Below are 13,454 nucleotides of genomic sequence, written 5' to 3' on the forward strand. Positions count from 1 at the left end.
AAATCAATGGTTTGATAATTAAAAACGTCAGCTTTATCACCGACACCTGTAGGAAACCTCGACAATGTGCGCAAGAAGTTGCGCACCACTGCGCAACTTCTTGCGCACTTGGCTGGAGGCCTTGAACTGCGTGGCCTGTAGCGGTGACGACAGGTATTTCAGGGGCCAAGAGTGCGCAAGAAGTTGCGCATAATGGCTATATAGCATGATTCTACTGACTCCCGGCCCGCAGGAGCGGTTTCAACCGCGAAGACAGTATTTAAGGCGCCGCATCATGGGTGGATGTACCAGCCTCTTCGTACCTGCTGGGTGTGCGAACTTCTCACATTCTGACAACCTTTTCCCTTTCCCCTGAGTGAAGTTTCCTAGAAAATCCCGAGGCCTTGCGCGGGGTATTTTCGGGCTCTAGGCTGTGTCCGTCGTTGAGCATCAGCGATCGGGTTTAGCAGCCTGTTCCGAGTCTCTCCAGCGCAAGTTCCGTCTATGGCGGCTTTGTGCGGGGCACTTTCGGGTGCGCCGGTTTTGGAGAGGATCGCCGGTCTGCTAACCCGTATCAAAGTCGCCACCCTTGTCCGTTTAGCAGCGTGGCTTCGGTGGCTCTAGGGAAGATCCTCTGAATGAAAAAAATAACCCCCGATCCACCACAAACAACCCTCGAAGAATCCCTGTTGCACGTCAGCGATCTGCTGCGTTGCGCGGCAGCCACCGCCTATGAAACCGGCGACTGCCTTAACGGCCCGAAGCGTGATCTGGCGTTTTCGGTGGTGCATCTGATTGGCATGGCCAAGGCTGAACTGGAACGTTCATTGGCGCGGGTCGAGCCGCGGTAGAGTGTCTTTTCGCGGTTAAAACCGCCCCGACACATAAACTGTGGGAGCGGTTTTAACCGCGAACGCTTCAATTAGCCTTCACGGTATAAGACTGCCCCCATACCGAATTGCCATCGGTTTCACGCGCCTGGATCTTGATTGGCCGATAAGTCAGCTCTTTCAGGGCCTGGCCTATGCTCGGAAAGTGGTAATCGGCCGGGTTCTGGGAATTTTTGACTTGCTCCACCTCGCCTTGAATGTGCACCAGCGTCAGTTGCTGGAGTTCGCAGCGCATGCTTTCCTGGTCGAACTGCTTGCAGCTCTTGTCCCGCAGGGTGGCGGCAGGCGGTTCGGCATAGAAGCCATCGATCACCACTACTTCACCTGACGCGATATCGAAGCTTGCAAACTCCCTGGCCAGTTTTACCGTGACGTTACGGGCTTCGACAGTTTGCTGCTTGATACTGCTGGTCCAGCCCGCTTCTGAAGTTTGTCGTTTGACGTCGTAGGAACTTTTCCCCCAGCTCGTGCATTCGTTGTTAACGACACGTACCGAGGTGCAGTAATCCTCCTGGACGGTTTCGTTGCGATAGCTGGCATCTTCCCATTTCTTGCCGTGCTCGAATTCATCGAAACTCAGAGCCTTGAGCATGGCGTAACCCAACGGCGAGGGACTGATGTTGCGTCCGCCCGGTGCTTCAAAGGCTGACGTCCTGGGCAAGTTATAGCTGACGTCACTGATGCGGTAATGGCCGGGATCGACCAGATAGATCTTGTACAGCGTGCGCCCGAAAACCAGCTGGAAGTAGGAGTCGCGTGCTTCGATGGCCCCATCATCGTTGCCGGTGTCGTAACCGACCCGGATGCTGGAAGACGGACGCGAGGTGTTGGTCCACTCGGTAACGCCCGAACGAAGTCTGACAAACTTCGCCTTGGCATCATTGTCATCGAAGTTGATGCGCAGGCTGTCGAGGCTGATGGTGGGCACGATCAGAACCGCTTTGCCTGCCGTCTTGAAGTTGGCAAACAGTTGATCCTCGGCCTTGCGTTTGGCTTCTGGATCGAATGTCTGGATGGGCTGGCCGGTTATGGGATTTATGTTGGCGGGCGGTGTCATGGGGACGCAACCGCTTACTACCAGACCCGATACGGTAATCGCGAGCAGTGTGCCGAAATAACCCTGTGCACACTTCATCTTCAGCAACGCCCGGCGGCTTTCAACAAGGCATTGCAACTGGCGGGTGGCGTTTGAGCTTTGCCCTGGCTGCTGGAACCTTCAACAGGACCGGAACACAGAGTATCGGAGTCGAGAGCGCCCATCAGGGTGGTGTAGTAGCAGTTATAAACGCCTTTATTGCTCTGTGCCTTGAACTTCACCGAGTCCAGTTCGCCACGCTTGTCAAAGACCCGGATTTTTTCAGGGGTCGTGTTCAGTGTGACGGCGGCCTTTTCCTGCAAACTGCTGTCGCTGACGGACTTGGAGGCGACAATCCCGCAGCCTTGAAGTAATGCGATTGCGGAACCCGCGATGAATAAGCGAGTGGCGAGTTTATTCAACTTCATAGGTTTTCCTGTCTATTCAAGTGCCGGGCGTTCGGCATGGGTCAGTAGATTCACTGGCCAATGTAGAGCGAACAATCAGGGGCTTGCCATAGAACAGGTGTACTAATGAGGTTGGTTTTTCGCGAATGAGTTGGCTCTGTCCTCGTTGAGTGTTGTGGTGTCTCTAGTGTGGGAGGCAACACTTAATGCAGACAGAGCCAATCAGTTCGCCCCTGCGCGAGTACGCAGGAGCGGATTTATCCGCGATAACCAATCAGACCACTTTGAAGCGGTTTACCAATCCTTGTTGCAGATCGGCCAGGCGTGCCAGTTCGCGGCTGGTGAGGGCCGTTTGTTCGGCACCTGCGCTGACTTGAACCACCAGCGTATTGATGTCGTTGACGTTACGGTGGATTTCCTCGGCAACCAGGCTTTGTTCCTCGGCAGCCGACGCGACCTGGATATTGCGATCACTGATGCTCGCAATACCGTTGGCGATCTCTTCCAGCAGTTCGCCAGCGCGCACCACATTGTTGGCGCCTTCCTGGGCCTTGTTCAGGGTGTCCTTCATGGAGGTCGCTGCGCTGTCGGAGCCGGCCTGCAGGTTGGCGATCATGTTCTGGATGCTGACCGTGGAGTCCTGGGTTTTCTTGGCCAGTTGGCGCACTTCATCGGCCACAACCGCAAAGCCACGACCCTGTTCACCGGCTCGCGCTGCTTCAATAGCGGCGTTCAGGGCCAGCAGGTTGGTCTGCTCGGCGACACCGCGAATCACGTCCAGCACGGAGGAGATGGAATCGCTCTCGCCCTTGAGGTTGTCGATGATCTGCGAGGTCTGTTCCGCCTGGACCGACAGATCCTGAATCAGGCGGATGGTGTTATCGATCTCGGTTTTACCCTGCACCGTGCTGTTGTTGACCCGTTGCGACATCTCGGCGGCGTCGGTGGTGCTGCGCGCCACATCCTTGACCGTCGCGCTCATCTCGCTGATGGCCGTGGCGACCTGATCGGTGCCCTGACGTTGCTGAGCCACGTTCTGGCTGGTCTGGACCGCGACCGCAGACGATTCATCGGCGCTGATCGCGACCTTGGCCGTCGCGCTGCCGATTTCCAGGATCACTTCGCTGATCTGCCGCGACATGTTGTCCAGGTTGCGGGAGATTTCACCGAACTCATCTGTGCCGGTGTATTGGGTTCTTGCAGTCAGGTCCTTGGTCGACAAGGCGAGCAGGGTGCGGTTGACATCACTGACCGCGAATCTGATGTTGCGGATGATCAACTGTGCCAGGCAAAGCACGGCGATCAACATGATCACCACGGTGGCGATGGCCACGTACAGACTGCGCTCGGCATCTGCGCGTGCTTCTGTCGCCAGGTTCAGGACCGCCTGGCTCAGTGCTTCTTCGACAATGCCCATCTGATCGATACGGTTGGTCGAAAGGTTGAACCAGTCTTCAGGCTTGATATTCAGGGCATCGCCCAGTGGCGTGTCGAAGGCCAGGTTCTGCAGGCGGACGACTTCCAGGGAGCCTGGCTGCTTGAGCACATTGTCCATCTTGCTTTTGAATTCTTCCGGCGACCAGCGCTGGAAGGCTTCAAAGAAACCGGTAAATTCACCCAGGTTGCGGCTGAAGCGCGATAGCAGAACGGCATCGAAACGGTTCTGGTTGAACGCCAGGCCCAGCAACACGCGCTCGCGGCCGGCACGCTCTTTCATGGCCACGAACTGGTTGAGCGAGCTCAGGGCACGCAGGATAGCGGGGTCGTCGACATCGGCTTCCAGCGAGTAGGTGAAGTTGATCAGGTTCTTGATCAGATCCGTAAAGCGGGCGCCCGACTCGGTGCTGTTCAGGCTCAGGGCGTCGACCTTCAGACGCAAGGCGCTCAGCTCGTCTATCGTCGTCAGCACCTTGTCCAGACCGGCGGTGTTCTTCGCCGGCAATGCACGCAACACGGCCGCAGCCTTGTCTGTGTCTGCACGGAAACTGCGCAGCTTGTCCTGCATGGACTTGCCGCCACTGCCGATAAACACGCCGCTTGCACCACGTTCGCGCTGGATGGTGGTCACCAGGTTACTGATTCTCTGCGCATTGCTGCTGGCAGCCACTGTGCGGCTCATCGCATCGAGGGTGTGGTTTTTTTCGGCAATGTAGATGCCGGAGAAGGCCAGAAGGCCCAGAAGGGGGAAAATCAGTATGAGCAGTAATTTCATACTCAATGGAGCATTTTTAAGCATTGCAGACCTCATATCTTGCAGACTGATTGTAAAGCGGACGGTTTGTCGTTACTCGTTTCTGGCCGTTTCGCAGGGAATGGCACAGATGATCGAATATCAGCCTGCCTTAGCTGCTCTTGCTTCCGTGTAGCTATGTCGGCCGCTTGACGCCAATCTTTATCGTTGAGGTGCTTTATGTTGGTGCGATAAATGCCTTTGCGGATGGTTTTGCCCCGTGTTGGAGCGGGTCGGCAAGTGAATGGCTCGCGGCATCCTGATCTATCAATAGCGAATTTTGCCTAAATGACGAGTTTCTGTAGGGTTTTTCGTCAATTAAGTGCGGTTTTTGTGAAAAAATTGCGAATGTTTAGGCTAAGTGATAGCGTCGCGGGATACGAATGCGGGGTGCTACAGATGCTTGTTCAATATCGGGTGCAGAATTTTTTGTCGTTCAACAACGAACAGACTCTAAGTATGTTGGCGTCAACGTCCACCAAGGAAAATCACCATCGAAGCAATGTGGTTGATGTCAATGCATTGGGAATAGGCTCTCTGGTAAAAAGTGTCGCTATTTTTGGTGCGAATGCTTCGGGCAAGTCAAATCTGTTTCGTTCCCTTGCCGTTTTTAAACACTTGGTCTTAGGTGCGCTCACATCGATTTCCTCCGAAAGGATTGGTTTTTCCATCCCGTTTATTCTTAAAGAAAATTATTATGATGTTCCCACTGAATTTGAAGTGACCTTCCTGAAGGAAGATAAACTTTATCGATATGGCATAGCGCTTGACGACGGTATCATCGTTGAAGAGTGGCTTTACTGGACCAGTGAGTCCAGAGAGACAATGCTTTTCCACAGAGAAAAGCAGGAAGTGAAGATCAATCAACGCTCTTTTCCGGAGGCCAGATTATTTGTTTCCAAAGTGCTTGATACATTCCATGTTGAAAAAACCAAACCGACGGTACCTTTCATTTCTGTGTTGTCGTCGTTCGACGGGGAGAAATCCAATCAGGTTGTTGAGTGGTTTCGGAATTTTTATGTCCTTTCCGGGATTTCCGATGATGGATATAAAGGCTTTACAACCTCGTTGTTTCAAAAGGATCCTGAGTTTAAAACCTGGGCTCTGGATGTTCTGAAAAGCGTGCAGATTCATGATGTGGAAATTGTAGAGGAAGAGGCTAAAACTTCAGTGCCTTTTCTGGCTGGAGCCAATGTTTCTATTGCCGCTTCAGGTATGGAAGCACCGATAAAAGGAAAAAAAATAAACATTGTGAAAGCCAGCGCGGGCGGTGATCACTATGAGGTTCCTTTCGACCTGGAGTCGGAAGGGACGAAGAAATTGTTTTACCTTCTGGGCCCTTGGTATAACTCAATAAAAAATAAAGAGGTTTTATTTATTGATGAATTCGACAGCAAGTTCCATACGCTATTGAGTGAATTCATCATCAAGCTCTACCATGAGAAAAATACCCAAGGTAGTCAGCTTCTGTTGACCTGTCATGACACCAATTTGCTGGATAAAAAGATTTTCCGTCGCGATCAGATATGGTTTGTCGAGAAAAATGCGGAGCAGGAAAGCGAGCTGTTTTCACTGCTTGAATATAAAGAGCACTACACCCGCAAGGGCGATAGCTACAGCAAGGATTATCTAGCCGGAAAATATGGCGCCATTCCTCTGTTTTCCACTTCCCAGCTGTTGGACGAGGTCTGCGATGGGGAGGGATAGATCAGCGCGTGGCAAGCTAGAGCGTAAAGAAAACACCCGTGAGGAGCGCAAGCCGGTTGTACTGGCGGATCTCATTGTGTTCAGTTTCAAGCACCTCGAAGAGTCTCAGCCCCGGAATGACCCGCAAACCCTTGAGGTATGGCAACAGGAAAAGCTGTTTCCTGTTCTATTGACCCGTTTGAAAGAGCTGTCCCGTTTGACCAGAGATGAGGCGGTCAAGCAGCAGCTCATCAAGGTTTACGGTGATTTTCCACCTCGTTCGGATTTCACGCCCCCTGACCATATTGACAAGAACGTGGCCTGGGGCGTGATAAAAGGAATCGGTGGCCAGAAAGGCACCGTGGCGGGCTATATGATCGAGAACACGTTTTATGTGGTGTTTCTGGATAAAGACCACCGATTCTGGATAACGGAAAAGAAAAATACCTGACCATTGATCCGCCCAAGGCTCACAACACCTTGTTCAACCCGAAACGCTTGCGCAAACCGCTGTCCAGCAACCCTTTGGGCAGCAGCCATGACATCAGCGGCAGGACTCGCGAGCCATTGCCCAGGCGCAGCAGGCGTGGCGGGTTGGCCTGCTGGATGGCCTTGAGCAGGTCGCGGGCGAAATCGGTGGCGGGAGTGGGGTTGTCCTGGGAAGCCTTGGCCCGGGCACGAATGCCTTCGCGGATCGGCCACCACGGCGACTGCTCGCTGATCAGTTGTTCGGCTTCATGGGTGGCGTTTTTCGCGAAGCTTGAGGCGATGGCGCCGGGCTGCACTTCCATGACCTGGATCGAGAAGGGCGCCAGTTCCAGGCGCATGGCATCGCTCAGGGCATGCACGGCAGCCTTGGACGCGCAGTAGGCTCCGGCGAATGGCGTGACCAGAACCCCGGAAACGCTGCCGATATTCACCACCAATCCTTTATTGCGGCGCAATGCCGGAAACAGGGCGCGGGTGACGCCGACCACCGAGAACACATTGGTCTCGAACTGGCGCTGCATGGCCTCGACGCCACCGTCGAGCAGCGGCCCCATCGCGCCGTAGCCTGCGTTGTTGATCAAGACATCCAGCCCGACGCCTTGCTGCTCAAGGTCGGTGGCCAGACGCTGGAGCGCGGCGCTGTCGTTGACATCCAGTTGCACGGCGCTGAACCCGGCAGCGCTCAGGCTGGCGACGTCTTCTGCCTTGCGTGCCGTTGCCCAGACCTGATAACCCGCGTTTTTGAACGCATCCGCCAAGGCCCGGCCAATGCCGCTCGAGCAGCCGGTGATAAGTGCTGTGGGCATGTATTTTTCCTTAATCCGAGAAGCTGCCTTGTAGGTGTTCGGGACGAAATTCCAGGCTTTGCGGGCGATAGCCAGGCCGCAGGGGGGGCAAGGGCAGGCAGTCTTGCCACTGACTGCCCGGCTGCAACTCGCCGGGGCCGCGATAATGCGGCGAGGTATAGGCATCCTCGGCGAGGTTGACGGTGTCGCCGGGCGCATAGGCCGCCACACGCCAGCGCAGCTCGCGCAAGGGAACATTATTGGTGTTGTCGATCAGCACCAGCAAAGGCTGGCCTGCCGGGCATTGTTGCGGTGCGTAGTCCAGGCGCAAGCCCAGACGCTCCAGTTGCCGCGCCTCGCGGTTGTCCTGCCAGATCACCACGGCGGCGACGACCCCAAGGCCTGCGGCGGCCGCCAGTGACACCGGCAAGGCCTTGGCCGGATAGCGCAGCAGCAGGATGAGCCAGGTCAGGATAAGCACGATACCGATCAGCATGATGTGCATCTCGTCAGCATGGGAGCTGGCATCGTACCGAAAGGCAGGTGAGGTTTACCAATCGCCGGGATGAGCTGACGAGTGATCCTGCCTGGCTTTGGGGTGTTCAGGCGTTGACCGGATCAGACAATCTCGTACTCGATGGAGTCCTTGCCGGCGACCCAGATGTCATGGGTAACCCTGAGGAAGGTCTTGATGATTGCCTTGTCTCCACGCTTGAAGGTCCCGCTGATTTCTTCTCTGGCCACAGTGTCTATCGAGTCTTTTCCCGATACGAACGGGATCAGGGTCGAGTTGATTCCGGCACTGTAATCCGAGTTGGAAAAGGTCAGCAGAAGTTCATCGTAGATAATTTCCGAAAAACCGGGCAATACCAGCGTGAAGCCACGATTGGCCACAGCAGCATTAAGCTGTGCGGTGTTGTTTGCTTCGCGTACATAAGGCTGGGTGACGGGTTCTGGGGGCGCCTTGCTATCCACTCGAATCTGTAATGTAACGGTCTTCGTGGCGGTGGCGTTGTGGTTATCTGTTGTATTCCCAGACATGTTTGAAGTTTTTTTGTTACTCATTTTAGGGATCATCCTGAATATTATTTAAAGGGCTTTATAAAAGCAATGCGTTGAGTGCTATCCAGTTATTGACGCTGAATATTTTTTCTTGCTTTCATGGCATAGCTTTTAATCAAGGTTAGGAGCGGTTTGTCAAGCATGTCTACTGCTATTTCTAACGGGTGGCAAATGGCTCTTCCTTATTCAGGCCCGCTTATATGGGGAGCACTATCTATAGGGTTTTTTATTGATAAGTAACTGGATAATTATGTTTCTGAATATCAAAAAGATACAGGTGACAGCCCATCTACCGCCTATCTGAAGTTCGATACGCAACGCTGCTCATGGATTGATGCAATCGCTGTTGGACTAGGCTTCAAGCAGGGACTCGCAGAGAACAATGCCATGGATAGGCAGACTGCAGATTTGCATCGTCATACACCAACCCTTGCAGTGGTAGATCCTCGTGGCCTGGCCGTTCGGCTGGTCACCTGGTATCGCAGGCAGGTTGCAGAGGAACCTGTTGCGCGTGTCCATCGCTCGTTATTCGATTCTGCGGGCCGTTTGACTGAGTGTTGGGACCCCAGGCTCGGCGAGAGCGGCGCGCCAGCCAATCTTGCCAATATCTACTCCCTCAGCGCCCAGGTTCTGGGCCGCGACAGCGTGGATAGTGGTTGGCGTGTTTCATTGCCGGGTGAAAGCCAGGAATCGCTGCACAGTTGGGATGGACGAGGCACTGTTCGACGCACGGAATACGACGAACTGCTCAGGCCCACCGCTGTATTTGAAGGTGATCAATGCGCCGAGCGGCTGACCTATGGCGATGTGAGTTCTGCACTCCATAACCAGTGCGGGCAGTTGGTTCGTCATGATGACCCTGCTGGCTCGCGCTTGAATGCGGAGTTCAGTCTGACCGGCTCCGTGATTGAGCAGGCGCAACGTTTTTCCAGGGACCTTGCCAACCCCGATTGGCCCGAACCAGAAGCCGAACGCGATGCGCTGCTGGAGCCGGGGGAAGGCGCGGTTTCTCACTGGCGTTTCAGCCCTTTGGGCGGCCCCCTTGAGCAAACCGATGCCCTGGGCAATGTCCAGCGCTTTGCCCAGACCATATCGGGCGAGTTGCAAGGGTGTTTCCTGCAACTCAAGGGGCAGGCGGAACAGACGCTGGTCAGCGATATCAACTACGACGCTCAGGGCCGTGTCTCATCGGAAACAGCGGGCAATGGTGTGCTCAGCATCGCACGTTATGGTGAGGAAGATGGTCGCCTGCTGGAATTGAAAGCAGCCCGCAATGGCGGCGAATCATTGCAGGACCTGATTTACGGCTACGATCCGGCAGGCAACGTCATTCGCGTCGAGGATCGTGCCCAACCCACCCGACACTTCGCCAATCAACGCATCGAGCCAGTGTCGACCTATCAATACGACACGCTCTACCAGTTGACGGAAGCCACGGGGCGCGAGTTGGCAGCGGTCAATCACGGGCCGGTATTTGCCGATTTCCAGAGCCCGGCCGATCCTGCGCAACTGGCCAACTACACACAAACCTACAATTACGATGCTGGCGGCAATCTCCGGCAACTGACCCATGTCGGGTCGCAAAACCATTCCCGGACGCTGGTGACTGCCCGCGACAGCAATCGCAGTTTGCCGGTGATCAATAACCAACCACCTGACGAAGATGCCGTTGCAGGGGCTTTCGATCCCAATGGCAATCTGCTGCAACTGCATGCCGGGCAAGTCCTGAGCTGGGACCGGCGCAATCAGTTGCAGGAGGTCAGGCCGGTGGTGCGCGAGTCCGGCGAAGACGATAGCGAGCGCTATTTCTACGATGCCAGTGGCCAGCGTCTGCGCAAGGTACGCACGACCCAGTCCCGAGCTGTGACGTACAGCGCCGAAGTGCGTTACCTGCCGGGGCTGGAAATCCGCAGCAACACGGCGAGCGGTGAAGCATTGCAGGTGATCACTGCCCAGGCCGGTCGAGGCGAGGTGCGCGTCCTGCACTGGCAGGTCGGGAAACCCGACGAACTGGCCAACGATCCATACCGCTACAGCCTGACCGATCACCTCGGTTCCAGCAGCCTGGAGCTGGATAAAGACGCGGCCATCATCAGCCAGGAAAACTACTACCCGTTCGGCGGCAGCTCATGGTGGGCAGGCAGAAACCTTATCGAGGCCAGCTACAAGACCGTGCGTTATTCCGGCAAGGAACGCGATGCGACAGGGCTGTATTACTACGGCTTGCGTTATTACGCGCCGTGGTTGCAGCGCTGGATCAATCCGGACCCGGCGCAAGAAGAGGACGGGGTGAATCTGTATCGTTTTGTACGCAATTCACCCCTGCGGTTTAGCGACCCGAGGGGGGCTGCGCCCTATGACGTACTGGATAAACAGGAAATGGTTATGCTGGAGCAGCATAAGTTGAAAATTACTGCAAGAGGGCTGCAGGAATTCAATGCGGAGCAGGCGAGTGCTTTCAAATCAGCGGCCATGCTTTCCGAAAAGTTGTTAACAGGCGTTCTGGATGAGCTGCCCAAGGCTAAGCCGAGGAAGGGAGTTGCCAGGATGATAAGTGCATTTGGCGATATGGATGCCGACTTCAAGAAGCAACTTATCGAGGCATTGATAAATTCATTTACCCAGCAGAGAGCGTTTATACGGTCGTTGACAACCGACGCACAATGGAAAGTCAGTCTTTTTGTCTCGGATTCCACAATCGCTGGCAATACCTCACATTTTACCGAGTCTGCGCCGCTGAAGACGATTTCACTGAACGCCAACTTTCTGGACCGCCACCCGCTGGAAATTGCCAGGACACTCATTCATGAAACAAGTCATGCTGTCGACAGGGCCGTGGACTATTACTATTTACAGATTGAGGACCTGCCCTCTTGGATTGCGCATGAAGACATCGAGCAGTGGTCAGCTCATCATCGCGCCGTTTTTGACGACATCGGCAAGCATGGTCCCGATCCCTCAATCGTCACAAGTCGTTATTGGGAGACCATGAATTCTATAGCCGGGCGTCAATTAACACCTGAAAGCGCAGCTCAGGAGTTTCAGAAACAGACTGTACGCCTGCCGATCTTTCTGCTTAATGCCGATACATACTCGTCCTTTGTCATGGGCACGAAATTGCCGTCGCGGGTCATGGCAAAACAGAATGCTCGCGCAGTTCGACGCGGCGCTTACGATCCCGCCAAGGAAGTTTTCTGAGGATGAGCCCAAAAAAAACCCAACAACCCTCTGCGGATGGGGATACGCAGAGAGTTGTTGGGGGCCTGTTGCTCTTTGAGTTGCAAGCGGCAAGCTACAAGCTTGAAGTCTCAAGGGCTTGAAGCTTGTAGCTTGAGGCTTGCCGCTCTTTTTTACCTTGCAATGGTCTGGGTTTTCACGCCTGCTTCCAGCGCGCCGGAACGTCCGTAAACGTCTTCGTAGCGCTCGATATCGTCTTCACCCAGGTAGCTGCCGGACTGGACTTCGATGATTTCCAGCGGGATCTTGCCCGGGTTTTTCAGGCGGTGGACCGAAGCGATCGGGATGTAGGTCGACTGGTTCTCGGTGAGCAGGAACACGTTCTCGTCACAGGTCACCTGAGCGGTGCCGGATACCACGATCCAGTGTTCGGCACGATGGTGGTGCATCTGCAGCGAGAGGCTGGCGCCCGGCTTGACCGAGATGCGCTTGACCTGGAAGCGGCCGCCCATGTCCACCGAGTCGTAGGAGCCCCACGGACGATAGACTTCCAGATGGTTCTGGGTTTCGCTGCGGCCCTGTTCGTTGAGGGTGTTGACCATCTGCTTGACGCCCTGGACCTTGTCCTTGTGGGCAATCATCATCGCGTCCTTGGTTTCGACGACCACGATGTTGTCCAGGCCAATGACCGAGACCAGTTTGCCGTTGCCATGGATCATGCAGTTGCGGCTGTCCTGGATGACCACGTCGCCTTTGGTGACGTTGCCGTTGGTGTCTTTTTCATGCACTTCCCACAGCGACGACCAGCAGCCGACATCGCTCCAGCCGGCCGACAGCGGCACGACGCAGGCGCGTTGGGTTTTTTCCATGACGGCGTAGTCGATGGAGTTGTCCGGGCAGCAGGCGAAGGTCGCGGAGTCGATATCGACAGCGCCGCCATCCTGCTCGCTGCGCTCAAGGGTCAGCAGGCAAGTGTCGTAGATGTCCGGATCGTGCTTTTTCAGCTCTTCGAGGAAGCGGCTGGCGCGGAACAGGAACATGCCGCTGTTCCAGTAGTAACCGCCGGCTTCGACGAACTCGGCAGCGCGTTTTTCGTCGGGCTTCTCAACGAAGTGCGACACGCGGCTCACGCCTTCTGGCAGCAGCGCATCGGCAGTGGATTTGATGTAGCCGTAACCGGTTTCCGGCTTGTTGGCCGGTACACCGAACAGAACCATTTCGCCACGCTCTGCGGCAACAGTGGCCAGGGCCAGGGCGCGTTGCAGGGCTTTCTGGTCGTCGATCACGTGATCGGCGGGCATGACCAGCATCAGCTCGTCATTGCCTTCATTGACCAGCATCATCGCTGTCAGAGCCACGGCCGGCGCAGTGTTGCGTCCGAACGGCTCCATCAGGATGGCCTGGGTGTTGAGGTCCAGTGCTGCCAACTGCTCGTTTACGATGAAACGATGCTCCTTGTTGCAGACCACGATGGGCTCTTGCATACCCTCGAACACCAGACGCTCCAGGGTTTGCTGGAACAGGGTGTGCTCGCCTGTCAGTGCCAGGAATTGTTTAGGGAATTGTTTACGCGAAAGCGGCCAGAGTCGTGAACCGCTACCGCCTGACAAGATCACTGGAATCATTTTGTTTCTCCAATAGCATTCAATAAGGGCTGTTCGTGGTTTTCTGTCG

At 55.2% G+C, this 13,454-nt stretch carries 11 protein-coding genes; 4 read left to right on the top strand and 7 right to left on the bottom strand.

Features of this window, described 5'->3' with window-relative positions:
- Positions 1-617: 617 nt before the first annotated feature.
- Positions 618-830 (top strand): DUF6124 family protein, encoded by a 213-nt coding sequence (locus ALQ04_RS15915; RefSeq protein ID WP_122316713.1) that lies wholly within the window; start codon positions 618-620, stop codon positions 828-830.
- 67 nt (positions 831-897) lie between these two features.
- Here the strand turns inward: ALQ04_RS15915 and ALQ04_RS15920 are convergent, their stop codons facing one another.
- The 3 genes from ALQ04_RS15920 to ALQ04_RS15930 all read right to left on the bottom strand — a co-directional run bounded on the left by ALQ04_RS15920 (position 898) and on the right by ALQ04_RS15930 (position 4,587).
- On the bottom strand, positions 898-2,004 hold the full coding sequence (locus ALQ04_RS15920) for a hypothetical protein (protein ID WP_259645021.1): 1,107 nt from the start codon (positions 2,002-2,004) through the stop codon (positions 898-900).
- A gap of 2 nt (positions 2,005-2,006) precedes the next feature.
- Positions 2,007-2,372 (bottom strand): hypothetical protein, encoded by a 366-nt coding sequence (locus ALQ04_RS15925; protein WP_122316714.1) that lies wholly within the window; start codon positions 2,370-2,372, stop codon positions 2,007-2,009.
- A gap of 253 nt (positions 2,373-2,625) precedes the next feature.
- Entirely contained in the window at positions 2,626-4,587 is a 1,962-nt protein-coding gene (locus ALQ04_RS15930) for a methyl-accepting chemotaxis protein (RefSeq protein ID WP_122316715.1), read from the bottom strand.
- Between the two features lie 393 nt (positions 4,588-4,980).
- Here ALQ04_RS15930 and ALQ04_RS15935 point away from each other — a divergent pair, with 393 nt between their 5' ends.
- Both ALQ04_RS15935 and ALQ04_RS15940 read left to right on the top strand, forming a co-directional pair.
- Positions 4,981-6,288, top strand: a complete 1,308-nt coding sequence (locus ALQ04_RS15935) for an ATP/GTP-binding protein (RefSeq protein WP_183142195.1) — start codon at positions 4,981-4,983, stop codon at positions 6,286-6,288.
- Complete coding sequence (locus ALQ04_RS15940; RefSeq protein ID WP_122316717.1) at positions 6,275-6,718, top strand: hypothetical protein; 444 nt, start codon at positions 6,275-6,277, stop codon at positions 6,716-6,718. The genes ALQ04_RS15935 and ALQ04_RS15940 overlap by 14 nt, the downstream gene beginning before the upstream one ends.
- A gap of 19 nt (positions 6,719-6,737) precedes the next feature.
- On the opposite strand, the gene ALQ04_RS15945 is transcribed toward ALQ04_RS15940, so the two are convergent.
- The 3 genes from ALQ04_RS15945 to ALQ04_RS15955 all read right to left on the bottom strand — a co-directional run bounded on the left by ALQ04_RS15945 (position 6,738) and on the right by ALQ04_RS15955 (position 8,606).
- Positions 6,738-7,562, bottom strand: a complete 825-nt coding sequence (locus ALQ04_RS15945) for an SDR family oxidoreductase (protein WP_122316718.1) — start codon at positions 7,560-7,562, stop codon at positions 6,738-6,740.
- Positions 7,563-7,572: 10 nt separating this feature from the next.
- Entirely contained in the window at positions 7,573-8,037 is a 465-nt protein-coding gene (locus ALQ04_RS15950) for a multidrug transporter (protein WP_122316816.1), read from the bottom strand.
- 122 nt (positions 8,038-8,159) lie between these two features.
- Positions 8,160-8,606, bottom strand: coding sequence for a hypothetical protein (locus ALQ04_RS15955; RefSeq protein WP_147466605.1), 447 nt, complete (start codon positions 8,604-8,606; stop codon positions 8,160-8,162).
- Positions 8,607-8,990: 384 nt separating this feature from the next.
- Here ALQ04_RS15955 and ALQ04_RS15960 point away from each other — a divergent pair, with 384 nt between their 5' ends.
- On the top strand, positions 8,991-11,801 hold the full coding sequence (locus ALQ04_RS15960; protein ID WP_122316720.1) for an RHS repeat domain-containing protein: 2,811 nt from the start codon (positions 8,991-8,993) through the stop codon (positions 11,799-11,801).
- Positions 11,802-11,953: 152 nt separating this feature from the next.
- Here the strand turns inward: ALQ04_RS15960 and ALQ04_RS15965 are convergent, their stop codons facing one another.
- Complete coding sequence (locus ALQ04_RS15965; protein ID WP_122316721.1) at positions 11,954-13,405, bottom strand: mannose-1-phosphate guanylyltransferase/mannose-6-phosphate isomerase; 1,452 nt, start codon at positions 13,403-13,405, stop codon at positions 11,954-11,956.
- Positions 13,406-13,454: the final 49 nt, after the last annotated feature.

The organism is Pseudomonas cichorii, assembly GCF_003700275.1.
Classification (GTDB): domain Bacteria; phylum Pseudomonadota; class Gammaproteobacteria; order Pseudomonadales; family Pseudomonadaceae; genus Aquipseudomonas; species Aquipseudomonas cichorii_B.

Excerpts from the sequence above, each read along its gene's own strand:
- ALQ04_RS15920 (WP_259645021.1), bottom strand. The coding sequence starts at position 2,004 with ATGAAGTGTGCACAGGGTTATTTCGGCACACTGCTCGCGATTACCGTA.
- ALQ04_RS15945 (WP_122316718.1), bottom strand. The coding sequence starts at position 7,562 with ATGCCCACAGCACTTATCACCGGCTGCTCGAGCGGCATTGGCCGGGCC.
- ALQ04_RS15950 (WP_122316816.1), bottom strand. The coding sequence starts at position 8,037 with ATGCTGATCGGTATCGTGCTTATCCTGACCTGGCTCATCCTGCTGCTG.
- ALQ04_RS15960 (WP_122316720.1), top strand. The coding sequence starts at position 8,991 with ATGGATAGGCAGACTGCAGATTTGCATCGTCATACACCAACCCTTGCA.
- ALQ04_RS15930 (WP_122316715.1), bottom strand. The coding sequence starts at position 4,587 with ATGCTTAAAAATGCTCCATTGAGTATGAAATTACTGCTCATACTGATT.
- ALQ04_RS15915 (WP_122316713.1), top strand. The coding sequence starts at position 618 with ATGAAAAAAATAACCCCCGATCCACCACAAACAACCCTCGAAGAATCC.
- ALQ04_RS15940 (WP_122316717.1), top strand. The coding sequence starts at position 6,275 with ATGGGGAGGGATAGATCAGCGCGTGGCAAGCTAGAGCGTAAAGAAAAC.
- ALQ04_RS15965 (WP_122316721.1), bottom strand. The coding sequence starts at position 13,405 with ATGATTCCAGTGATCTTGTCAGGCGGTAGCGGTTCACGACTCTGGCCG.
- ALQ04_RS15955 (WP_147466605.1), bottom strand. The coding sequence starts at position 8,606 with ATGAGTAACAAAAAAACTTCAAACATGTCTGGGAATACAACAGATAAC.
- ALQ04_RS15925 (WP_122316714.1), bottom strand. The coding sequence starts at position 2,372 with ATGAAGTTGAATAAACTCGCCACTCGCTTATTCATCGCGGGTTCCGCA.
- ALQ04_RS15935 (WP_183142195.1), top strand. The coding sequence starts at position 4,981 with ATGCTTGTTCAATATCGGGTGCAGAATTTTTTGTCGTTCAACAACGAA.